The sequence below is a fragment of the Bermanella marisrubri genome (genome assembly GCF_012295615.1).
In the GTDB taxonomy this organism is placed as follows: Bacteria; Pseudomonadota; Gammaproteobacteria; order Pseudomonadales; family Oceanobacteraceae; genus Bermanella; species Bermanella marisrubri.
This window is the reverse complement of sequence record NZ_CP051183.1, coordinates 2,528,878-2,550,378: the sequence shown is the minus strand read 5'-3', so window position 1 is coordinate 2,550,378 and position 21,501 is coordinate 2,528,878. Positions and strand designations below refer to the sequence as shown.

The 21,501-nt window shown below is 44.4% G+C and carries 22 protein-coding genes and 2 tRNA genes; 15 read left to right on the top strand and 9 right to left on the bottom strand.

Features of this window, described 5'->3' with window-relative positions:
- The first annotated feature begins 15 nt into the window (after positions 1 to 15).
- The 11 genes from HF888_RS11830 (at position 16) to HF888_RS11780 (ending at position 6,959) form a co-directional block, all read left to right on the top strand.
- Entirely contained in the window at positions 16 to 1,164 is a 1,149-nt protein-coding gene (locus tag HF888_RS11830; RefSeq protein ID WP_007016179.1) for a protein-glutamate methylesterase/protein-glutamine glutaminase, read from the top strand.
- Positions 1,164 to 1,907: a flagellar motor protein gene (locus HF888_RS11825; protein WP_007016180.1), complete on the top strand. Its 744-nt coding sequence runs from the start codon at positions 1,164 to 1,166 to the stop codon at positions 1,905 to 1,907. The genes HF888_RS11830 and HF888_RS11825 overlap by 1 nt, the downstream gene beginning before the upstream one ends.
- A gap of 7 nt (positions 1,908 to 1,914) precedes the next feature.
- A complete protein-coding gene (locus HF888_RS11820) occupies positions 1,915 to 2,691 on the top strand; it encodes a flagellar motor protein MotB (RefSeq protein WP_083771836.1) in 777 nt (258 codons plus the stop codon).
- A gap of 110 nt (positions 2,692 to 2,801) precedes the next feature.
- Complete coding sequence (locus HF888_RS11815; protein ID WP_007016182.1) at positions 2,802 to 3,602, top strand: ParA family protein; 801 nt, start codon at positions 2,802 to 2,804, stop codon at positions 3,600 to 3,602.
- The gene (locus HF888_RS11810; protein ID WP_007016183.1) at positions 3,574 to 3,897 is read left to right on the top strand and encodes a kinase/pyrophosphorylase; all 324 of its coding nucleotides are present in this window, start codon (positions 3,574 to 3,576) and stop codon (positions 3,895 to 3,897) included. The genes HF888_RS11815 and HF888_RS11810 overlap by 29 nt, the downstream gene beginning before the upstream one ends.
- Positions 3,890 to 4,747, top strand: coding sequence for a chemotaxis protein CheW (locus HF888_RS11805; protein WP_007016184.1), 858 nt, complete (start codon positions 3,890 to 3,892; stop codon positions 4,745 to 4,747). The genes HF888_RS11810 and HF888_RS11805 overlap by 8 nt, the downstream gene beginning before the upstream one ends.
- A 169-nt stretch (positions 4,748 to 4,916) precedes the next feature.
- The gene (locus tag HF888_RS11800) at positions 4,917 to 5,399 is read left to right on the top strand and encodes a chemotaxis protein CheW (protein WP_007016185.1); all 483 of its coding nucleotides are present in this window, start codon (positions 4,917 to 4,919) and stop codon (positions 5,397 to 5,399) included.
- Between the two features lie 122 nt (positions 5,400 to 5,521).
- Complete coding sequence (locus HF888_RS11795; RefSeq protein ID WP_007016186.1) at positions 5,522 to 5,947, top strand: DUF2802 domain-containing protein; 426 nt, start codon at positions 5,522 to 5,524, stop codon at positions 5,945 to 5,947.
- 168 nt (positions 5,948 to 6,115) lie between these two features.
- Positions 6,116 to 6,625 (top strand): rhodanese-like domain-containing protein, encoded by a 510-nt coding sequence (locus HF888_RS11790; RefSeq protein WP_007016187.1) that lies wholly within the window; start codon positions 6,116 to 6,118, stop codon positions 6,623 to 6,625.
- Between the two features lie 172 nt (positions 6,626 to 6,797).
- Positions 6,798 to 6,873: transfer RNA gene (locus tag HF888_RS11785), tRNA-Ala, on the top strand.
- 10 nt (positions 6,874 to 6,883) lie between these two features.
- Positions 6,884 to 6,959 (top strand) — tRNA-Glu (locus HF888_RS11780).
- 173 nt (positions 6,960 to 7,132) lie between these two features.
- Here HF888_RS11780 and nhaR read toward each other — a convergent pair.
- Positions 7,133 to 8,020, bottom strand: a complete 888-nt coding sequence (gene nhaR / locus HF888_RS11775) for a transcriptional activator NhaR (RefSeq protein WP_007016188.1) — start codon at positions 8,018 to 8,020, stop codon at positions 7,133 to 7,135.
- Positions 8,021 to 8,138: 118 nt separating this feature from the next.
- Between nhaR and HF888_RS11770 the strand changes: the two genes are divergently transcribed.
- Positions 8,139 to 8,549, top strand: coding sequence for an HPF/RaiA family ribosome-associated protein (locus HF888_RS11770; RefSeq protein ID WP_007016189.1), 411 nt, complete (start codon positions 8,139 to 8,141; stop codon positions 8,547 to 8,549).
- Positions 8,546 to 9,214, top strand: coding sequence for a Bax inhibitor-1/YccA family protein (locus tag HF888_RS11765; RefSeq protein ID WP_007016190.1), 669 nt, complete (start codon positions 8,546 to 8,548; stop codon positions 9,212 to 9,214). The genes HF888_RS11770 and HF888_RS11765 overlap by 4 nt, the downstream gene beginning before the upstream one ends.
- Positions 9,215 to 9,410: 196 nt before the next feature.
- Here the strand turns inward: HF888_RS11765 and rsgA are convergent, their stop codons facing one another.
- The gene (gene rsgA / locus HF888_RS11760) at positions 9,411 to 10,538 is read right to left on the bottom strand and encodes a ribosome small subunit-dependent GTPase A (protein WP_243469347.1); all 1,128 of its coding nucleotides are present in this window, start codon (positions 10,536 to 10,538) and stop codon (positions 9,411 to 9,413) included.
- Between the two features lie 314 nt (positions 10,539 to 10,852).
- Between rsgA and HF888_RS11755 the strand changes: the two genes are divergently transcribed.
- Positions 10,853 to 11,923, top strand: coding sequence for an alkene reductase (locus HF888_RS11755; RefSeq protein WP_007016193.1), 1,071 nt, complete (start codon positions 10,853 to 10,855; stop codon positions 11,921 to 11,923).
- 76 nt (positions 11,924 to 11,999) lie between these two features.
- Here HF888_RS11755 and HF888_RS11750 read toward each other — a convergent pair whose 3' ends face one another.
- On the bottom strand, positions 12,000 to 12,626 hold the full coding sequence (locus tag HF888_RS11750; RefSeq protein WP_007016194.1) for a glutathione S-transferase family protein: 627 nt from the start codon (positions 12,624 to 12,626) through the stop codon (positions 12,000 to 12,002).
- A 149-nt stretch (positions 12,627 to 12,775) separates the two neighbouring features.
- Between HF888_RS11750 and HF888_RS11745 the strand changes: the two genes are divergently transcribed.
- Complete coding sequence (locus HF888_RS11745) at positions 12,776 to 13,699, top strand: LysR family transcriptional regulator (protein ID WP_007016195.1); 924 nt, start codon at positions 12,776 to 12,778, stop codon at positions 13,697 to 13,699.
- Here the strand turns inward: HF888_RS11745 and HF888_RS11740 are convergent.
- From HF888_RS11740 to HF888_RS11715, 6 genes are all read right to left on the bottom strand, one after another.
- Entirely contained in the window at positions 13,696 to 14,025 is a 330-nt protein-coding gene (locus tag HF888_RS11740; protein ID WP_007016196.1) for a hypothetical protein, read from the bottom strand. The two genes, HF888_RS11745 and HF888_RS11740, sit on opposite strands and share 4 nt — an antisense overlap.
- A gap of 54 nt (positions 14,026 to 14,079) precedes the next feature.
- Complete coding sequence (locus tag HF888_RS11735) at positions 14,080 to 14,394, bottom strand: HigA family addiction module antitoxin (protein ID WP_007016197.1); 315 nt, start codon at positions 14,392 to 14,394, stop codon at positions 14,080 to 14,082.
- A gap of 8 nt (positions 14,395 to 14,402) precedes the next feature.
- The gene (locus HF888_RS11730) at positions 14,403 to 14,693 is read right to left on the bottom strand and encodes a type II toxin-antitoxin system RelE/ParE family toxin (RefSeq protein WP_007016198.1); all 291 of its coding nucleotides are present in this window, start codon (positions 14,691 to 14,693) and stop codon (positions 14,403 to 14,405) included.
- Positions 14,694 to 14,861: 168 nt separating this feature from the next.
- Complete coding sequence (locus HF888_RS11725; RefSeq protein WP_007016199.1) at positions 14,862 to 15,431, bottom strand: LIC12231 family lipoprotein; 570 nt, start codon at positions 15,429 to 15,431, stop codon at positions 14,862 to 14,864.
- Between the two features lie 219 nt (positions 15,432 to 15,650).
- Positions 15,651 to 18,545, bottom strand: a complete 2,895-nt coding sequence (gcvP, locus tag HF888_RS11720) for an aminomethyl-transferring glycine dehydrogenase (RefSeq protein ID WP_007016200.1) — start codon at positions 18,543 to 18,545, stop codon at positions 15,651 to 15,653.
- A gap of 218 nt (positions 18,546 to 18,763) precedes the next feature.
- On the bottom strand, positions 18,764 to 21,454 hold the full coding sequence (locus HF888_RS11715; RefSeq protein ID WP_007016201.1) for a response regulator: 2,691 nt from the start codon (positions 21,452 to 21,454) through the stop codon (positions 18,764 to 18,766).
- Positions 21,455 to 21,501: the final 47 nt, after the last annotated feature.

Here is a 21,501-nt window from a genome sequence, read left to right as displayed (position 1 = left end):
GATAACGGAGCATCAATGGGTATCAAAGTTCTAGTTGTTGATGATTCGATGTTTTTCCAGAAACGGATTTCAGAAATTCTAAAACCAGTAGCAAGCGTAGAAATAATTGGTTTTGCGAATAACGGCAAAGAAGCCATAGAGAAAGCTCAATCATTGAAACCCGACGTTATTACCATGGATTATGAAATGCCAGTGATGGATGGATTGACGGCATTACGTAAAATCATGGAAGTGGCGCCCACACCGGTATTAATGTTTTCCTCACTTACCTATGATGGTGCTCGAGTCACCTTGGACGCACTTGATGCGGGTGCGGTGGATTTCCTTCCGAAAAATTTTGAGGACCTGCAAAAAGGTGGTCCCAAAATTCGCGAAACACTGAGTGATAAAATTCAATCGGTTGCAAAGCAATTTAACCGCAGCCCTAAAGCACGCTTTACGCCCATTCAGACAGAATTGGATTCTGATAAACGTAAAGGTGAATCACAACCAGCGCGGCCTGCAAGACAATTAGAAAGTAAATTGGATAAACCTCTCGCGTCGCAGCCAAAGGCGAGTGCTACTTCGCGATTTGAGAAGAATACAAAACAAGATACCCGTCTGCCAACATTGGATCTTATTGTGATCGCAACCAGCACAGGCGGTCCAGTTGCATTGCAGAAAGTACTCAGTCAAATACCAGCAAGTTTTTCAAAACCCATCGTACTCATACAGCATATGCCGGCAACCTTTACTCAAGCATTTGCCGAACGCCTCAACAAAACCTGTGCACTAGAGATCAAGCTGGCAGAGGATGGCGACATATTAAAACCCGGTCGTGCACTTTTAGCACCTGGCGGTAAACAATTGCTCATTGAAAAAAGCAAAGTCAGAGTGATTGACGGTGACGACAGAGTCAATTACCGACCCTGTGCGGACTTAACCATGGCTTCTGCCGCTAAGCATTATCCCGGAAAGAGCTTGGGCATTGTTCTTACTGGTATGGGCAGTGACGGGTGCGAAGGTGCCAAGCTTATGCAGCAAACGGGTTCTCCTATTTGGGCGCAAGATGAAGAAACCAGTGTCATTTATGGAATGCCTATGGCGGTTGCTAAAGCACACATTACAAGTGCTATTTTGCCGTTACAGGATATTGGACCGACGTTGGTTAAAGAGGTGCGCTAATGGATTGGCTTGGCCTGGGTGGCCTAGTATTAGGGATAGCTGCTGTTGTCATTGGCAACATGGTCGAGGGTGGTCATCTTGCTAGCCTATTAAATCTTCCTGCTGCCATTATTGTCTTCGGTGGTACGTTGGCTGCCGTACTTGTACAAACGCCTTTTAATACGTTACTTACGGCCTCTATGCGGGGGTGGTGGTTAATTTTTCCACCGCGCTATGATCTACATGATTTAATCGACACGCTCTGTCAGTGGGGTGCGGCTGCGCGCAGAGAAGGTTTTTTAGGCTTAGAAAACATCGCCAAAGTCGAACCCATGCCGTTGGCTAAAAAAGGACTGCATTTATTGGCTGATGGACAAAGCTCAGAGGCTATCCGAAATAGTTTAGAATTGGACATGTACAAACAGGAAGATGCAGGGTTGGAAGCCGCGCATGTTTATGAAAGTTTAGGTGGCTATGCTCCGACCATTGGTATTCTTGGGGCCGTACTTGGGCTTATTCAGGTTATGGGCAACCTGCAAGACCCTGCTGCCATCGGACCAGGTATTGCCACGGCCTTCGTCGCTACGATATATGGAGTGGGCAGTGCGAACCTGATTTTTTTGCCCATCGCTTCGCGAATCAAACACATAGTCAAAAAAGAATATCAGTACAACGAATTAATCGTAGAAGGCTTAGTGGCTATCTCAGAAGGAGAGCATCCAAATTCCATTCGCCATCGATACGAAATAGTTAATTCACGGTAGGTCATCTATGCCTAGACGTCATAACCCACCTGAAACGGCGCATACACAAAGATGGATGGTTTCTTATGCAGATCTAATGACGTTGCTTTTTGCGTTATTCGTCGTCTTGTATGCGGCGAGTAATATTAACAGTGAAAAGTTTTATGAAATGCGTAGGGCGTTGGAAGTTCGATTCTCTGAAACATCCAATGTGCCTGTGAGCGAAGCAGTCAGGCAGTTTTTAGAAGCCCCTTCGGTTGAAGGGCTTAATCAAGCACTGGATCCAGAAAAAGAATCTTCAACTTTGCCACAACGCTTATTACAAATCAGTGATATCAGCGCAGCGTTGCCAGAAAACGAATATACGCTTTCTACAATGGATCAATGGATCAGTATTGAGGTGCCAATGGGTAAGCTGTTTCGTTGGGATAACAGACAGAATCGCTATGGTAGTCGTATCACACAAGAGGGCGCCAAAACCATGGTCGAACTTGTTAATGTGTTTGCTGAAGGTGATGAAGCCATTAACATCGAAGTGTTTTCCGCTGATACGCTAGATGATGATAACCCTTGGCAACATGGTGCAATGCAAGGTGCGGCTATTGTTCAATATTTACAGTTGGAAGGTTTACAGCCTTCAAGATTAGCCGTTTCAAATTACGGACCCTATCAACCTATTGCTACAAACGACGATGAGCAAGGGCGGCAACTTAATGCCCGTGTAAATTTCATGATTGATCGTACGGGGTGGGCGAGAGAACGCCTGAAAACCGTCACAAAACGCCATTTACAACCGGATACTTGAGGAAAACCCGCTTTTATCAACTATATTAAATGAATAGGAACAGTATCTGCATATTCATTTGTGTTTTGTATTTTGACGTTTGATTCCCGTTTAGGGTCAAGGAGAACCCCGTGCATGTATGGGCGGTAGCCAATCAAAAAGGTGGCGTAGGCAAAACCACAACAACGGTCACCCTTGCTGGCTTACTTCGTGAGCAGGGGCATCGTGTACTTATGGTGGACTTAGATCCCCATGGTTCGCTGACAAGCTACTTTAAACATGATCCTGATGAAATCGAATATTCGGTATTTGATCTTTTTATGCACGAAGGAAAAATACCTGACGGTTTACCGAAGAAAATCATTCGTAAAACTAGTCAAGACGGTATCGACTTTTTTCCAGCAAGCACCGCCCTTGCTACGCTTGAAAGAAGAGTCGCAGGTCAAGGCGGTATGGGCTTAGTAATATCCAAAGCCCTTGCAACATTATGGGATGAATATGAATACGTCATCATTGATACACCACCTATCTTAGGTGTATTGATGATTAACGCCTTAGCCGCCGGAGAACGTCTTCTGATTCCGGTGCAAACTGAATTTCTCGCGGTAAAGGGTTTGGAGCGTATGACCCATACCATGTCCATGGTCATGCACAGTACCAAAAAGCAATTGCCCTTTACGATCATTCCGACGTTATTCGATCGTCGAACCCATGCGTCTCTGCATGCACTGAAAAAGATTCGTGAGCTTTATCAAGAACAGGTCTTTGATCAAAGTATTCCGGTAGATACCAAGTTTCGGGATGCTAGTGAAAAAGGTGTATTTCCGAACATTCTAGACACAGACGGACGGGGTGTACGAGTCTATCGTCATTTACTAAATTCACTAAAACAGATAGATCATCATGAGTCGGTCAGCGCAACAAGCGGTTAATGATTATTTGTTTAGTATGTTTAACGACGGCATCGAGGAGTCGTTAAATGATTTACTAAATGAACCAGTCGACGAATCCATCGGAGCGCAGGATAGCATTCCTGCTGATAGCCGTATGACCATCGCTATTGATTCTTTTGCGCTTGCTCACGACGACGGTCAAGACAAGTGCTTTCGCTTCTTAGCGTATTTGACGATTTTGAATATTACTTGCCAACTACCACCAAGCAGAATTAAAAATTATTGCCTGTCTCATTGCCAAATGCTGTTAGCAAGAGGAGCTTGGCATGAGTAAACCGACTAATATAAAAACTCTCACTCAGCCAGCGCAAACAGAAGAGGTTGTTCAGGAATATATGGACAATCTGCTGGCGGAGACCTTTCCGGATATCCCAGATCATCCAGTAAATAATGTCGTGGAATTGGCTCAGCCAGAGCCAGAAAAAGATGTTATCGAAGACGTTGAAAACGTAGATCTTGAATCGAAGGTTGAGGTTCATAAACCAATAACCGAAGCGGACACACAATTAGCAACAGAAACTAAGGAAGTAACAGAACAAGCAATTGAACACGCTATTGAAACCAAGCCAGACGTTCCAATCGAGACCTCAGGTGAGACTTCTGTCAATGACATTGTTGATGCCCGACCCGAAGAGAATATTGACTCAAAACCAATTGAAAAACGTTACCCTAAAGCACCAGATTGGGCACAAGAGGAATTCGATGTCTTACTGTTTGAGGTCTGTGGTTTAAAACTGGCAGTCTCTATGGAAGCGCTGGGCCGAATCATCAAAGTGGACCATGAAACAAACCATTTGATTGGCAGACCAGATTGGTTTTTAGGTGCCTATAACGAGTCAGATAATCATTATTATGTGGTTGATACTGCAAAATACATCATGCCAGAAAAAGGGTTTGATTTGTCAGAATCAGGTTATGAGTTCGTTATCCAAATGCAGCACAGCAAATGGACGCTGGCCTGTCAAAAACTCCACACCACGGTGCGCTTGCATCCGGAAAGCGTCAAATGGCGAACGGAAAAAGGCAAGCGCCCTTGGCTTGCTGGAACAGTTGTCGATCAAATGTGCGCATTAGTGCATGTAGATAGCTTGATCGAAATCCTCAATGAAGCGGCCGCTTCGTAAATTTCCCTAAAAAGAAAAAAATGTGTGCTCTGGCACATAATCTGCTCTGGTCTAAACTAATACAAGGATAGTTGTGAATTTGACGATGTCAGCCTGCGATCCGCTGAAGACAATCGTTAAGGTACTACCTTGAGGAGTAAGAATGGACGTTCGGACAAGTAGTAATGAAATGAACAGTTACCAAGCCCAAGGCACCGCCGAAGATCCGGTATTGCAGTGGGTAACGTTTCGTTTAGATGACGAAACCTATGGTATTAACGTGATGCAAGTGCAAGAGGTTTTGCGCCATATGGAGATTGCTCCTGTTCCGGGTGCGCCCCCGTATGTACTGGGCATTATTAATATTCGCGGCAATGTGGTCACTGTGATCGATACCCGCCAACGCTTTGGTTTGCAACCCGGTGATGTGACTGATCACACCCGGATCGTGGTGATTGAAACCGAAAACCAAGTGGTAGGTATTATGGTCGATGCCGTCGCCGAAGTGGTGTATTTGCGCCAATCGGAAATTGAGACCACGCCAAATGTGGGTAATGAAGAAACCGCTAAATTTATCCAAGGTGTTTGTCACAAAAATGATGAACTACTTATCTTGGTGGATTTAGAGAAAATGATGTCAAATGAAGAGTGGGCCGAGCTGAACGACCTGTAACTTGGTCGGTGTCTCACTACTGTCGACTCCATTTAGTATCAATCTCTTCATTGCTCAGCAGTCCCCTGACACGAATTGTGCAGGGGAAAATAAACATAACACCGAGACTGCGAGCGTAAATCATGTTGGAACAAATCTTAGCTTTAGGAATTGATCGTATACTACTTTTGAGTACTGCGAGTGTCGCGTTATTGGCTTGTTTAATGTCCTTGTATAACGCACGTGTTTTGTTAAAACAAAAACGGCAGCAACAAGCCATTAACAAACGCTTAACGCAAGATATGACGGCATTGAGTCGAAGTGCTGTGGGTATGGGACAAAAAGTGATGGAGTCTGAACGTAGGCTGAATGAAGTACTGCGTAAGCAATTTTCCATTCTTAATAGCCAGCCTGAGCATCCTTCGTATGACCAAGCGAGTAAACTCATCGCCATGGGAGCGAATGAAGCGGATTTAGTAAACTCTTGTGGTTTTAGTCATAGTGAAGCGGAATTGTTGTTATCTTTAAATCGTAAGCGCGACGCCGTAAGCGCCAATGCAGTCCACTAAATTTCTCTCCTGTTTTCCGCAAACGTGACCTAATTTAGGTCACGTTATTTTGTCAAAGTTTGATTGGCTATTTCCCCATAAATTCATAATGCCATTAGTTACAAGGCCATTTTAAAATCCGACCTATACTCTAAGAGAATGCATTGTCAAAGAAGGTAGGAGTCGGCAATGATACAGAAGATTCTCTTTCTATTTGGCGTCTTATTGGGGGGCGCAAATGTGCACTCAGAGCAGATAGACTCTGTCGCTGGTGCACAAACTGTAGACGCTTATGAAGCGCTTCAACTTTTTGAAAAAGGGGCGACCTTCATAGATGTTAGAGATGACTACGAATATTCGCTTGGCCATATTCGAAGTGCTGTTCATCTTGATTTAAAACGTGATTTCAATGATCTATATCTGATTGAGACGTTGGATCGCGATATTCCTATAGTCATTTATTGCAACAGCGCGCAGTGCTATCGCAGTGCTGTTGCCACCTTTTTGGCGGTCAATTGGGGGTACGAAAATGTCCATTATTTTCGTGATGGGTATTTCACTTGGCTCGCATTAGACCTGCCGGTTACATTGGATTTGAGTCAAGATCATGTAGCGATGGCGCAGGCTCCTCAGAGTCATTGGCGTCAATCTATGAAGCAAGCGCTGGCACAGCTGCATATGGAGCGGCAGCTACGCTAGGCATCGCCTAACAGCTTGTTTTTCCTCGTAAAAAAAGCGGAAAAAGGGCTTGGCAAATGAATTTTGATCCGTATAATGCTCGCCACATCTCGCAACGAGTATGCCTTTGGCGCACAAGTTGGCTGATTTATTTATTAAGCCTTGATAAATAAACTCAGAAAGAGAGTGGTGTGGGGCCTTAGCTCAGCTGGGAGAGCGCAACACTGGCAGTGTTGAGGTCAGCGGTTCGATCCCGCTAGGCTCCACCATTAAAGATGTGTCCCGTTCGTCTAGAGGCCTAGGACACCGCCCTTTCACGGCGGTAACAGGGGTTCGACTCCCCTACGGGATACCATTTTCTTTTCTTTGATTCTTAGGACACCGCGCCATTTACTGCGATACTCGGCGGTCTCATCTCCCTACGGGATACCATTTTCTTTTCTTTGATTCTTAGGACACCGCGCCATTTACTGCAATACTCGGCGGTCTCATCTCCCTACGGGATACCATTTTCCATTTCATCTATTATCAATTAAGCCAATCAACAGCGGTTTCATTTATTGCTCTTAAAGCCGGATTGTTCAGAGTTTCTTCTGTTGTAATTGCAAAAAACTGCTCTCGAATTTCTTCTGTCTGGCCAACTGTCTCCACTTGATACTGTTTCATGACTTCCTCAGCAATAGCCGTGGGAACCGCGAATACACCGACGCCATCTTGTCCAAATGCTTTCATTAATGCGCTGTCGTCAAATTCTCCAACAATTCTTGGGAAAATATGCTGACGATCAAGCCATTGCAATAACTGTGGTTGCACCAATGATAAATCACTGGGCATCAGGAAGGGCGCTCCCGAGAGGTTAAGAGGAAATTCACCGGTTAGTGTGTTTTTCAACTTATGGGAAGCCAAAAATGTGATACCGCAATCACCCAGTGCATGGCTGTACCCTTTAACACCAAGACGCTGAGGAATCGGACCGTCTGCAATCACGATATCCAGTTTATGCAGTGCTAATTCTCCTAGCAGGGTTTCTAAACTATTTTCTTTGCATACCAATCGAATGCTGCCATCTGATTTTAATGCAGGCTGAATGAGCCGATAAGCAATGGATTTTGGTATCACATCTGCAATGCCAACTTTAAGTGTCTGAGTGCGATTGGCTGTGTTTTTAACCGTTTCCTCAAGCTCATACCCTAATGAAAAAATATCGTCAGCGTAGCTCAATACGGTGCGTCCGGTATCGGTAATCTCCAGGTTGCGCCCTGATTTTTCGAATAGTGATTCACCCAATTGCTCTTCAAGTAAGCGAATTTGTCCACTGATGGTTTGCGGCGTGATATGCAAAGCTTCACTGGCGCGCATGATGCCTCCCTGCTTCGCCACTACCCAAAAATAATGTAAGTGTTTGAAATTAATCATAATTTAAATGTTCGTAAAAATCGTAGTATCTAGAATGATAATTCGAATATATCTTATGTTTTTTACATCATAGCATAGCTTTCAGAATGAAAAATGGAGAAGAGAAGGAGGAACGACCATGAAAATAATAGTTAATGTGCGTCGCTTAAAGATAAGTGCTGAATTAAAGAAATACATTAAGCGACGTTTGCAGTTTGCGCTTGGATCACGCTCAGATCAGATTCAAAGAGTTGAGGTAGTACTTTCTGATTTGAATGGTCCTAAAGGCGGTGAGGATAAACACTGCCGGATGTTACTTAAATTGGAAGGGCATCAAGATGTCGTCATTGAAGATGTAGATAGTGAAATGCAAGCTGTGGTCGATAAGGCCGCTAATCGTGCTAGTTTAACTGTCACCAAAAGGCTTGACCGCTTGCGTCATAAGGCCAAACGGTTTCGTAAAAGGCTACCCAGTTTTGGCAATATGAACCGCGATCGCTATATGCAAGAAGATTTTGAAGAGTTTTCAGATTGGGAGGCTCAATTATGAACAACGATATTATCAATCAAGTAGATACTCCAGTTGTTAGTCAGGGCGTTAAGAATAAGGTGCTTAAAAACACCTATATGCTGCTCGCAATGACACTACTTTTTAGTGGTGCGGTTGCTGCCGTATCCACGTCTATGAATTTGCCGCATCCGGGGCTGCTGATTACGCTTGTCGTATTCTTTGGGCTACTGTTTGCGATCTCTAAGTTTCAGAATAGTGCCATGGGCATTGTACTCGTATTTGCGTTGACTGGGTTTATGGGGCTCACCTTGGGTCCAATCCTAAATGCATACTTGAGTCTACCGGGCGGTAGTTCGATCGTGATGAATGCCATGGGGGTCACCGGCGCAATTTTCTTGGGTTTGTCTGCCTATGTGCTGACAACGAAAAAAGATTTTAGCTTTATGGGCGGCTTCCTTACGGTCGGTATTATCGTTGGCTTTTTAGCTGGTTTAGGCGCCATTTTCTTTGAGATGCCGGCATTATCGCTTGCGGTTTCGGCCATGTTTGTATTGCTCATGTCGGGTCTCATCTTGTATGAAACCAGCAATATTATAAACGGCGGCGAAACCAATTATATTATGGCGACAACAACACTGTTTGTTTCAATCTTTAATTTGTTTACTAGCTTGTTGCACTTGTTGGGTTTTGCGAGTCAGGAATAAGTTAAAGCAGATTTTAAAATGGTAAGTAAGGAGTGCGTTATGAATATGCAAAACTTGCTGAATCAGTTTTTAGGTCAAACTTATCAAAATCAAGCGGCCCAGCAGGCCGCTTGATAGTTTTTACACGGCTTTTGCTATATACCCAGTGACCATCTACAAGACGGTCGCTGGGTATTCACAACGCTTTCCTGAAATATTAAAACTGCTTGTTTTTTCGATTAGCGCTTTGCACAGAGCGGTACAATTTCCCCAAAGACTTATCGTGCTCCCGTTGTTCTGCCAACGAAGCAGAATTATGGGCTTCTTCACGCAATAGTTTTTGGTAGCTTTGTAAGCGTCTGAGTTCCAAATCACCACGATCAATCGCTTCTAATACTGCACATCCAGGTTCATTGCGGTGTTGGCAATCATTAAACTTACATTGTTCTGCCAATTCCGTGATATCGGAAAAAGTAGCGTCAATTCCAGACTCAGCAAAGGCGATTTGAAGTTCACGCATTCCTGGCGTATCCATTACCCAACCGCCATGGATCAGTTCGCTTGAAGGAATCTCGTGCAGTGATCGGCCGGTCGTCGTATGGCGACCTTTGCTATCGTCCTCACGAATATCTTGTGTATCCATAACAACATCACCTAATAGAAGATTCACCAATGTGGATTTTCCTACACCAGAGGAACCCACAAAGCCTAATGTTTTGCCCGTTCCAGTCCAAGTCGATAACTGTTTTAAACTATCTCGGTCGAGCCCGTTTAACGCAAGTACCGACATTGAAGTATCCAATTTCTGTACCTGCTGCATAATTTCATCAATCATGTCTTGAGATTCACATAAATCGGCTTTTGTGAGCAGAATGACTGGCTCTACTTGCGCTTCGTGGGCTAACACCAGGTAACGTTCGATTCGATTCAGTTTGAAATCTTGGTTTAATGAACTGACTATAAATAACGTATCAATATTGGCAGCAATTAGCTGTTGTTCCAATTTCGATCCGGCCGCCTTACGGGCCAGTTGTGACTGTCTTTGGAGTAAAGAATGGAAGCGATGATCAGTATCAAGCAATACCCAATCGCCTACCGTTACTTGCAGTGGTTCGCCATTCATTCTTGGGGGAATGATTTTACAATTACCTGATTCGCTCTCAAGCAGCAGCTCGGAGCGATGTTGAGCAACAATTCGAGCTGGCTTGAGTTGTTCTAGCGCTTCTAAGGATAACTGCTGTTGGAAAAACGGCCGCCAACCTAATTGCTGTAAGCGATTTGGGGATACTTTCATTGTCGAGCGTCCATTAGTTAATGACGAGCGACGACGAGGAAATGATTTCATGTTGGTTTCCCAAATAATAGTTACGACTGAGCCGTACTAAAATAATAGCCACTAAAAACGTGTTATTGGGAATACTGGAGGGATGCCGAGTGGCTTAAAGCGCCAAGCTCCAGTTTGCTAAAACAATCATTAAATCAAAGCCTCCAAAGGGATATGTAAGAATTCTGCTAGATTACTGCAAAGCTAGCGACGGCGCAATCCATTGGATGATTGTTGTGTAGCATCAACAGTATTTCTCAATTTCCACTACTTTTAAAATTCTTTATTTACCTCATCTACAGAGTTCACTTTGAATACACTAGAGAAATCAGTTTATGTCACAATCTGTCGATGCTTTATTTCAACCAATCCAATTGGGTGCAAATCACCTTGCCAATCGCATGGCCATGGCACCTCTTACTCGTTGTCGAGCGCCAGGTCATCAACCCAATGAACTCATGGCGGAATATTATGGTCAGCGTGCGAGCGCGGGCCTGATTATTAGTGAATGCACCATGATTCAGCCTAATACCTCAAGCTTCGCCACAGAACCGGGTATTTACTCGAAAGAGCAAATTGAAGGCTGGAAACTCACCACCAAAGCGGTACATGAAAAAGACGGTAAAATCTTTATGCAGATCTGGCATGCCGGCCGAGCCGTTCATCCAGCGCTAAACGTAGAAGAGAATGTCGTCTCCGCATCGGATATCGGCTTAAGCGGTGAAACCCATACACCGGATGGCAAGCAACCGTATGTGGCACCCAAGCCACTCACCAGAGAACAAATCAGAGATATCATTGGTGATTTCCGACAAGCAGCAGCCAACGCCATAGAAGCGGGTTTTGATGGTGTCGAGATTCACAGTGCCAATGGTTATCTTATCGATCAGTTCTTACGAGACGGAAGCAATAAACGCGATGATGAATACGGTGGTAGTCTTGAAAATCGTGCGCGCTTTTTCTTTGAAGTGATCGAAGCGGTATCCGACGAAATCGGCAGTGATCGAGTTGGTGTGCGCCTATCGCCATTAAATAGTTTTAACGATATGCAAGACTCTGATCCGGAAGCATTCATTACTTATTTGAGTCAGCAGTTAAATCAATTTGAGCTGGCGTATTTGCATTTAATGCGTGCGGATTTCTTTGGTCAGCAGCAAGCCGATGTGGTTTCCATTGCCCGTGAAAACTATAAAGGTAACTTAATGGTGAACATGGGTTACAGCGGCGAAGAAGCGGCGGCCGTCATTGAAGCGGGTCATGCGGATATGGTCGCCTTTGGTGTGCCGTTCTTAGCAAACCCAGACCTACCCGCGCGAATCAAGGCAGGTGCAGCATTAAACGAGCCTGATCAATCCACGTTCTATACGCAAGGTGCGGAAGGTTATACAACCTATCCAACAATGTAGTTGATTTTTATCGCCAACCTGAACCGCAAACAATCGAGCGGTTCAGGGTTGCTACTCTTTTTATTGAGTCTATTTGCTAAGCTGCCATTTCAGTCATTTCTTTTTGTAAAACGCTAGCTACCTCTGGTTGCTGGCTTACTCGTTTAAAGTATTTTCTAAGATTAGAAAATTCCGACAAATCAATATTGTGAAATTTAAGCCAATAAGACATGGCAAACAGATAGTAATCTGGGGAATAGAGCGTATCCCCGGCGATGAATGTCTGATGTTTGATTTTTTCCTCGAATAGACTCAGGGTATCTTTGATTTTTTGAATGCCTATTTGCTTGACCTCTTTAGGTGACTCCTCAGAAATACGCTCTGGATAAAACAATCGTAAAAAGTAGGGATGCAGCGTGTTGGATAGGTAAAACAAGCTCTCTAAAGCCTTAGAGCGATCAGCAGAGTCAGCAGGAGGCATTAACTTGGCTTCGGGATGACATTCAGATAGGTAAAGCAATATCCCACTGGCTTGAGTAAGAGTCCCCTCGTCATACTGTAAAACCGGTACTTGCGCGTTCGGATTAAGCGCTAAGAAATCAGGCTCAAAATGCTGCTTCTTATAAATGTCTATTTTTTTAAGTTCATAAGGGATGGCGATTTTCTCCAGCGCAGCATGAACGGCCAGTGAGCAGGTAAATGGCGAGAAATACAATGTATACATGATGAAGTCCTTGTTCATGAGTGAGGTTTAAGAGTAAGCTAGCTCATTAGATCAATCTAACTCATAATTTTCATAAAAATAATGAAATTGGATAATCATACGTGAGGCCCTAGGAACGAAGGAGGGATAGCCATGATAAAGGATCGATTATGAATACCGTGCTCAAACGCATCGAAACCCGTCATTTTCGCCTTGTGGATGCCTTAGCTCAAACCAACAATATGACACTGGCGGCAAAACAGCTGCATTTAACGCAATCGGCCTTAAGCCATCAGTTAAAAGCATTGGAAGAGGCTTTGGGCTATGAACTATTTTATCGCCATGGCAAAAAGTTCGTTATCACGCCTCATGGACGTCGAGTGCTTGAATCGGCGAAAGTCGTATTATCAGAACTTACTTCGCTACAAGATGAACTGCAAGCCATTGAGCAAGATGACAAAGTGGTATTGCGTATAGCAACCGAGTGTATAACCACGTTTCAGTGGCTACCGCGTGCGATACCGGTTTTTAAGCAAGCCTATCCCAATGTTGAAGTGGAACTATTACCGAACGCTTATAATAAAGTGACGGATCTATTGGATTCCGGCGATATTGATATGGCGATTAAAATGGCCCCGGCAAAAAAGCCATTTATTAATCACTCGCTATTTGATGATCAGTTAGTCGTGGTATTGGATAAAAACCACAAGCTGGCAAGCCAAGACATCATCACTGCAGAGGATGTCGCAAGGGAAAATATCTTGCTGTGCCCTAATGCTAAAGAAAAGCTTTTCCGAGGGCTTTCACTGCATGTGGATATCAGCAAAATAAAAACCACAGAGTTTCCTTTAACCGAAGCCATCACCGAGTGGTGTTATGCGGGTATGGGCATATCCGTTTTAGCAGACTGGTCTGTAGCAACATGGGATCAAGATAAGATCGTTATACGTCCTTTGGATGTGTCATGGGCACAACGATCTTGGAAAGCGGTTACTTTATCTCGACCTCTAGCTGCTTACGAGCAAGCATTTTTAGATTTACTCAGACAGCACTGCCCTGAAAGTCAAAATAGAGAACCCATGGTAGAAATTTAAGTTAGATGCTCGCTCATCCACTGATATAAAACCTCTTCAGTGAGATTAGCGAGGGCTGTTTGCTTAAACTCAAACCTTGGGTCTTCTGACGCCAGCCCAAATTCATAATCCACCGTATCCGGTTTATTATCGTGAAAGATCATCAAAATACGCTTGTTGGTTTTTTCATTCACAATCGTCAACGCATCAGCGGCAAAACCCTGTTGTCGTAAACCATGATTGATGGCGATGATAGGATCAATGTCTGAATTCTCGTGCTGAATGCGAGCTTGCGCTAGCTGCGCCAGATCGCTCACTAGGTATACTTTGGCGTCTTTGATTTTCATTGATAGTTGCAAGTTTAAAGAAGTGAAAAAACCAGTCCAAGGTTTAGCTAAGAGTTAAGCAACAAGCGGTGTGGCTTTCTCAAGCTTATCTTTCATTTTCTCAGAATGGCTGGTTGCCCATAAATCGTTCATGATTTGCAAATTGATCCAAAACTCAGGGGTTGTGCCGAGTACTTTCGATAGAAGCAAAGCCGTTTCTGCTGTGATGCCACGCTTATTACCACACAGCTCGTTAACGGTTTTGCGGCTTACGCCCATTGCTTTCGCTAATTCGCCCTGTGAGATTTTCATAGGGTCTAGAAACTCTTCTTTGAGCATAATGCCAACACTGGTTGGCTGATGCCCTGGTATGCGAAATTCAGTCGTCATAGCCCACCTCATTTATACTTGTGAGCATCGAGATAAAGTTGGGTTGCTTTACCATCAGCCCATTTAAAGATTAATCGATATTGCTTGCTTACCCTGATCGAACACCATCCTTTTAGGTTACCCTGTAGGTGTTCAAACCTATTGCCCGGCGGGCATCGCAAGTCTTTTTCTTCCACTGCGGCATGAATAATGCTCAGCTTTCTGTTGAGCGCACTTTCTATATCGCTGGGAATCTTTTTACTCTTGACCGCTTCCCAATAGTAGTTCGAGAGCCAGTCTTCCTTGAATGATTCGATCATGGTTACAAATGTAACCTGTAACGTTATAGGTTACAAGGTATTCTATATACCAGTTTATTGTCAATGTGGAAGTTATTATTCAGATTTGATTGATGAATCATAGGTGGGTACCGATTGGCTAGGTACCCACACTTTAGTTTGCCCTATGCTTCTGTGTAATGGTGCCTACTACATGAACGCAGGGAGCTCGTGAACGAACTCTTGAGTAATAGACTCAAACGCATCATATTCTTCTGACGTAAATAAGTTGATCCATGAGAAAGGGAGTAAAGCGATCCAAACGGCAACAAAACGTTCTCTCTTATATTCAACGGTTTTAATCTTCTCACCATCTTCATAAATCGTGAATCTTACTTTGTAGCCATCATGATTGCTCCATGCAGGCAGAATGGTAAGTGTTGAAAAGGATAGGTAACCAAATCCCATTGCCGCAATTGATGGGGCTTTATATAAAGGCTCTGCATGGATATACAAACCTTTATCTGGAATAGAGTCGTCATAGTATTTTTCCATTTCTTGGAAAAGACCGCTTCTTTTCAGTGTATCTTCAATGGCTTGAATGCCATCGTCAGAGGCCACTACAGGCAAGCTATCAATGCGATATGATAAAGGCTGGGTTTGTATTGAGCCACTAGCCTGCGGATAGTTTTGATCAAGGTCCTTGTAAAAGACGGTGCAGCCTTGAGACACAAGCAGTGCTGTAAAAAATAATGCGGCTATCAGTTTTTTTATTATCATTTTTAAAGTCCTTTTTACATTGTGTCCGTCTAAGTATTAGACGAATCATTATTGCTTTTATGGCAACTAGTGTGAAGTATCGAAAGAAATAAAGAAAGGGGAGGGAGGACTGCAAACATCAATGTTTGCAGTCTCATAGCGTTGAAAATTACTCTTCGTATTCTTCAATGCTTGGGCAAGAACAAATCCCAAGATTATATGAGTCGGTCGCCGTACTCATTAATCTTGATATTCTTCGATAGCCGGGCAGCTACAAATCAGGTTGCGATCGCCGTATACATCATCAATACGGTTCACAGAAGGCCAGAATTTATTTTCGTAAACCGCTGCTACAGGGAAGGCACCTTGCTCTCGATCATAAGGACGATCCCAGTTGCCCGTAATGTCTTTCACTGTGTGAGGCGCATTGGTCAATGGGTTGTTAGTCTCGTCCAATTCACCGGCTTTTACGGCATTGATTTCTGCTTTGATGGAAACCATGGCTTCGATGAAGCGATCCAGTTCTGCTTTGGCTTCGGATTCCGTTGGCTCAATCATGAAGGTACCCGCAACTGGGAAGCTCATGGTGGGCGCGTGGAAACCATAGTCCATTAGGCGCTTAGCGATATCCACTTCAGTAATGCCAGTCTCTGCCTTAATTGGGCGCAAATCCACAATACATTCGTGGGCAACACGACCATTCTGACCTGCGTAAAGAATTGGGTAGTGCTCGCCCAGTTTTTTCGCCAAGTAGTTACCATTCAGTAGCGCCATTTGCGTCGCTTTACGCAATCCTTTGGCACCCATCATGTGAATGTACATGTAGGAAATCGGCAAAATAGAAGCCGAACCATAAGGTGCTGCGCTCACTGCGCTTTGTCCTTTGGAGGCATCTTCAATTGGACGCAAGCTATGGTTAGCTACAAATGGCGCTAGGTGTTTGGCGACACCAATGGGTCCCATACCTGGGCCACCGCCACCGTGTGGAATCGCAAAGGTTTTGTGAAGGTTCATGTGGCTAACATCGGCGCCAATGTAACCTGGGCTGGTGATACCCACTTGTGCGTTCAGGTTAGCGCCATCCATATACACCTGACCACCGTGTTCATGGATCAATTCGCAGATGGCTTTTGCACCGTCTTCGTAAACACCGTGGGTCGATGGATAGGTCATCATCAAGCAAGATAGGCTTTCGCTCAGTTCTTCGGCTTTGGCTTTCAAATCATCAAAGTCGATGTTGCCTTGCTCATCACACTTGGTCAAGACCACGCGCATGCCTGCCATTTGTGCTGAAGCAGGGTTGGTACCGTGAGCAGATGCTGGGATCAAACACACGTTGCGGTGACCTTCACCACGGCTCTCGTGATAGTGCTTGATGGCCATTAGGCCCGCGTATTCACCCTGAGCACCTGAGTTAGGCTGCATACAAATCGCATCAAAGCCAGTGATGTCACGTAGCCACGTATCGAGGTTTTGAATGAGTTCTTCGTAACCTGGGGTTTGTTCTTTTGGTGCAAACGGGTGAATACCTCCGATCTCTGGCCATGTCACGGGGATCATTTCCGCCGTCGCGTTCAGTTTCATGGTACAGCTACCCAGTGTGATCATGCTGTGGTTCATGGCCAAGTCTTTGCTTTCAAGACGCTTCATGTAGCGCAGCATTTCGTGTTCAGTTTGATAGCTGTTGAAAACAGGGTGAGTCAAGAAATCGCTGGTACGTTTGAGCGATTCAGGAATCGAGCTTTCCACTTCTTGGTCCAGCATTTCGATGTCGATATCACGACGGCCTGTAATCACATAATAAAGCGTTTCTAAGTCAGCGCGGCTGGTGGTTTCACCAATGCTGAAACCAACCACATTATCAAAGTCCACTTGGCTTTGTGTACGCAGGTTCACTTGTGCTTCGTCGGCACGGGCCAAAACTTCAGCTTTATTTGGTACTTCAATGGTTAATGTATCAAAGGCGCTTTGGTTAACAATCACTAGATCTTCAATGTCCGCATCCGTGATCGCCGCTGCCATGATCTCTGTCATACGGTGAATACGATTGGCGATGCGCTTGATACCATCACGACCGTGATATACCGCGTAGAAAGACGCTAAGTTGGAAAGTAGAACCTGAGCGGTACAGATATTAGATGTGGCTTTCTCACGGCGAATGTGTTGTTCGCGAGTTTGCAGGGCCATACGTAAGGCTCGGTTGCCGTTACTATCAATGGACACACCAATCAAGCGACCTGGTATTGCACGTTTAAAGGCATCTTTCGTTGCAAAGAAAGCAGCGTGTGGACCACCAAAGCCCATGGGTACACCAAAGCGCTGGCTATTCCCCAGCGCCACGTCAGCACCCAGTTCACCTGGGCTTTTCAATAGGGTGAGCGCCATTAGGTCTGTGGCCATGGCTACCATGGCGTTTTTCTCATGCATTTGCGCAATGAGTTCTTCAAAGTCATCAATGTTGCCGTCTACCGCCGGGTATTGCAGTAGGGCACCGAAGCATTCTACGTCGGTGGCGGTTTCCGCTGGGCCAATGTGTAGCTCCCAACCAAAGCCGTCCGCACGGGTTTTCAATACGTCGATGGTTTGCGGCAAGCAAAGCTCATCCACAAAGAATACGTTGCTCTTGTTTTTACGCACTTGGCGCTTAATCAGAGCCATGGCTTCGGCGGCTGCGGTGGCTTCGTCTAGCAGAGAAGCGTTGGCTAGCTCCATTCCCGTTAGGTCGATAACCATTTGCTGGTAGTTTAGAAGCGCTTCCAAACGGCCTTGGGCGATTTCTGGCTGATAAGGGGTATAAGCGGTGTACCAACCTGGGTTTTCCAAAACGTTACGCAGAATCACATTGGGCAATCGCGTATCGTGATAGCCCATGCCGATGTAGCTTTTATATACCTTGTTCTTGTTAGCGATGGCGCGCAAATTGGCCAAGGCTTCGTGCTCAGGTAATGCCTCACCCATTTCTAGGAAAGGCTCACGTAAGATAGAGGGCGGTACGATTTGCTGGGTTAGATCATCAAGCGATTCTGCACCCACGGTGTTAAGCATGTCTTGTAGGTCGCTCTGATCATTGCTGATGTGGCGATTGACGAATTCATCACGGTTCTCTAACTCGGTCAAAGTTGCACGTGTACTCATGTTACCTGTTGCCTCTATCTGAGCTGTCCCTCTGTAGAGAGCGGAGATTGGCCGCTTTCTTGGGGAGTAAGGGGATAAAAAGTTGGCGCGAATTGTATCAAAGCCCTAGGCGGCATGTTAGAAAAAATACTGATTTTCACGGTCAGTAAGGTCGTTTACAAAAATCATTCAAGTTGAAGTGAGAGTTGTGCAACTGATAAAGATTAGGATTACAGAGCTCAGCGGTCGATTAGCCAAGTTTTGATCGTGGTTTTGAGTACTTCAATGTCCATAGGTTTGCTAATAAAGTCATCCATCCCCGCTTCGATGCAATGGTCTCTATCTTCTTTCATTGCATTGGCAGTGAGTGCAATGATGGGGGTTTTACGGTGTTCATCTCCCGCTTCTCCGTTACGGATGGCTCGGCTAGCCTCATAGCCATCCATTACAGGCATTTGGCAATCCATAAATATCAATGAATAGCCTTTACTTCTGTGTTCCTGTAAGCGTGAAATAGCTTCTTGCCCATTTTGGGCAATATCCACAATCAACCCCAACTCCTCTAGGGTATCTTGTGCAACCAACTGATTAATGGGGTTATCTTCTACCAAGAGTACATGTTTATGTTTAGCAGAGGCTAAGCCAAGTCGTACCTCGGCGTCACTGGTGGCAGGCTCTTTTTGTAAACTGCTTAGGTAATCATGGGTGAGCAAGGGGCTGGCTTGCTGTAGCGCTTCACCGTCATCACCAATTACGTTCAAGATCATAAAAAGATCGTCGGTCGTAACGGGTTTAGAGAAATAGCCACAGAAGCCCATTTTGGCAATGGCTTTATGATCACTATTCAGCAGCATGGATGTCATCAGGACAAGCCTAACTCCTTTGTAGCGCGGATCGGCCTGAATCTTTTGTCCTAATTCTGTGCCGGATGTATGGGGCATTTGCATATCTAGTAGCGCTACATCAAAGGCTTGCTTTTTTTCAGTGAAGTGACTATCCATCACCTTCCAAGCCATCTCAGCTGAGTCGGCTTGTACCACCGACGCTCCCCAAGTGGTTAGTTGTTGGCTCAGTACCTCTCTATTTATTTTGTTATCGTCGACCACTAATATGGACAGCTGGCTGATGTCATAATTAGGAGCGATGATACGAGAACGTTCTGATTTTTTTACGAATAGATGGCCATAAAATTCACTGCCTATATTCATTTTACTTTTTACTCGAATTTGACCATCCATGGCTTCGCAAAGCTTTTTAACGATAGCCAAGCCTAATCCTGTTCCGCCGTATTCTCTTGTTGTCGATGAATCGGCCTGAGAAAAAGCATCAAATAATTTTTTTTGTTGGCCTTGGGTGATACCAATTCCAGAATCCTTTACGCTGAAATTTACCTGCCATTGATCTAGTGAATATTCTTGTAGTGAAACTCTGATTAATACTTCACCCTGATGAGTGAATTTTATAGCGTTACTGATTAGGTTGGTGATGATTTGTCTTATGCGACTTGGGTCACCTTTGACCATATCCTGATGTACTTCAACGGTATCCAGTACAAGCTCAATATTCTTACTTTCTGCTAGTTGAGATAGTGCTTCTGTTAGTTCACCTAATAAACTTCTAAGATTAAAATCGATTTCTTCCAAGATGAGTCTATCTGCTTCTATTTTTGAAAAGTCGAGAATGTCATTAATCAAAACAAGTAATGATTTTGAACTCGATAAAGCGATGTTAACTCTTTGTGCTTGTAGGGTTGTTAGTTCAGTATTTTTTAAGAGTTCCAGCATACCCATGATACCGTTCATAGGCGTGCGGATTTCGTGACTCATACTGGCGAGGAAGTCTCCTTTTACGCGTGCTGCATGTTCCGCCGCCATTCGTGCATCTATCAATGCTTGTTCTTGCTGTTGCTGTGCTGATATATCCTGATTTGTACCGACAATGGCAGTGGCGTTGCCGTCTACGTCGTATTCTATGATGGCATCAGCTTTGATGGTTTTAATTTCACTATCATCGGTTTGAATACGAAACTGTGTGTGGAACGGTGTTTGTTGATTGACGGCTTGATAAAACAAATCCATAACTCGCGATTTGTCTAAGGGATGCAAGCGTGCTTTGAACGTTGCCAATGCTTCGTCCGCGTTTGCTGGTTTTCCGGCGTTAAAAATACGCCACATGGTTTTATCCCATGTTAATTTCCCGTTGCTAAGTTGATATTCCCATATGCCCAATTTTGCACTATCGGCTGCTAATTGGATTCTATGTTGCTTTTGTTTTTCTTGTAGAAGACTATTTTTAATTAATTGCAATGACGGTTTTAAAATAAACATCCCAATAAGCACTAGGGCCGCCAACATTAAAAACCAGAGTGACAATTGTAAATTTTTCAGTACAGTTACCTTTTGCTCTGCATTATATTCGTATGCTGTGACTACACCGTCTAAACGCTCCAATAGCTGATCGCTATGGTCAGTTGATAATATGGATAAATTCTCAGATATTGGAAATTGGTCTCTACTGAGCCCAGAGAGATATTTTGCTTCATCGGTAAAGCGAATCACGAGCTCGTTTAGGCTCGGTTTTTCGCCACCAAAGTACATGGACTTTATGTTTTCGTTTTGTGTAAGTTTGATAAGTGCTTGATGGTTTTCAAGCATTAGATGGGCGCTAACGCGAAGGACTTCCGCGTTTGCCTTCACAGCTGCTTCTGAATTTGTTAGCGTGAAATGTTTTTGTGCGTATAGGGCGATGCGTTGCGATAACATCCGTTGGCGCCCAGCCATATTGATAAGTTGACTGTCAGCTTCTTGCTCTTGTATTGCAGATTGAGTTGTCCAATAGGAAAGTGTGCTAATAAAGGCGATGAGCACAATCGCGGAAATATAGCTCCACAGGGTGCGGCGAATGATGTGTTGGAGCTGGTTCAATGACATAGTGAAATGGCGAAATTATTGACACTTTTCACTAAGTCTAGCAGGGA

What these genes read in the sequence shown, in the direction of transcription:
- HF888_RS11830 (WP_007016179.1), top strand. Translation starts at nt 16, where the DNA reads ATGGGTATCAAAGTTCTAGTTGTTGATGATTCGATGTTTTTCCAGAAA.
- HF888_RS11825 (WP_007016180.1), top strand. Translation starts at nt 1,164, where the DNA reads ATGGATTGGCTTGGCCTGGGTGGCCTAGTATTAGGGATAGCTGCTGTT.
- HF888_RS11820 (WP_083771836.1), top strand. Translation starts at nt 1,915, where the DNA reads ATGCCTAGACGTCATAACCCACCTGAAACGGCGCATACACAAAGATGG.
- HF888_RS11810 (WP_007016183.1), top strand. Translation starts at nt 3,574, where the DNA reads ATGAGTCGGTCAGCGCAACAAGCGGTTAATGATTATTTGTTTAGTATG.
- HF888_RS11805 (WP_007016184.1), top strand. Translation starts at nt 3,890, where the DNA reads ATGAGTAAACCGACTAATATAAAAACTCTCACTCAGCCAGCGCAAACA.
- HF888_RS11800 (WP_007016185.1), top strand. Translation starts at nt 4,917, where the DNA reads ATGAACAGTTACCAAGCCCAAGGCACCGCCGAAGATCCGGTATTGCAG.
- HF888_RS11795 (WP_007016186.1), top strand. Translation starts at nt 5,522, where the DNA reads ATGTTGGAACAAATCTTAGCTTTAGGAATTGATCGTATACTACTTTTG.
- HF888_RS11790 (WP_007016187.1), top strand. Translation starts at nt 6,116, where the DNA reads ATGATACAGAAGATTCTCTTTCTATTTGGCGTCTTATTGGGGGGCGCA.
- nhaR (WP_007016188.1), bottom strand. Translation starts at nt 8,020, where the DNA reads ATGATTAATTTCAAACACTTACATTATTTTTGGGTAGTGGCGAAGCAG.
- HF888_RS11770 (WP_007016189.1), top strand. Translation starts at nt 8,139, where the DNA reads ATGAAAATAATAGTTAATGTGCGTCGCTTAAAGATAAGTGCTGAATTA.
- HF888_RS11765 (WP_007016190.1), top strand. Translation starts at nt 8,546, where the DNA reads ATGAACAACGATATTATCAATCAAGTAGATACTCCAGTTGTTAGTCAG.
- rsgA (WP_243469347.1), bottom strand. Translation starts at nt 10,538, where the DNA reads ATGAAATCATTTCCTCGTCGTCGCTCGTCATTAACTAATGGACGCTCG.
- HF888_RS11755 (WP_007016193.1), top strand. Translation starts at nt 10,853, where the DNA reads ATGTCACAATCTGTCGATGCTTTATTTCAACCAATCCAATTGGGTGCA.
- HF888_RS11750 (WP_007016194.1), bottom strand. Translation starts at nt 12,626, where the DNA reads ATGTATACATTGTATTTCTCGCCATTTACCTGCTCACTGGCCGTTCAT.
- HF888_RS11745 (WP_007016195.1), top strand. Translation starts at nt 12,776, where the DNA reads ATGAATACCGTGCTCAAACGCATCGAAACCCGTCATTTTCGCCTTGTG.
- HF888_RS11740 (WP_007016196.1), bottom strand. Translation starts at nt 14,025, where the DNA reads ATGAAAATCAAAGACGCCAAAGTATACCTAGTGAGCGATCTGGCGCAG.
- HF888_RS11735 (WP_007016197.1), bottom strand. Translation starts at nt 14,394, where the DNA reads ATGACGACTGAATTTCGCATACCAGGGCATCAGCCAACCAGTGTTGGC.
- HF888_RS11730 (WP_007016198.1), bottom strand. Translation starts at nt 14,693, where the DNA reads ATGATCGAATCATTCAAGGAAGACTGGCTCTCGAACTACTATTGGGAA.
- HF888_RS11725 (WP_007016199.1), bottom strand. Translation starts at nt 15,431, where the DNA reads ATGATAATAAAAAAACTGATAGCCGCATTATTTTTTACAGCACTGCTT.
- gcvP (WP_007016200.1), bottom strand. Translation starts at nt 18,545, where the DNA reads ATGAGTACACGTGCAACTTTGACCGAGTTAGAGAACCGTGATGAATTC.
- HF888_RS11715 (WP_007016201.1), bottom strand. Translation starts at nt 21,454, where the DNA reads ATGTCATTGAACCAGCTCCAACACATCATTCGCCGCACCCTGTGGAGC.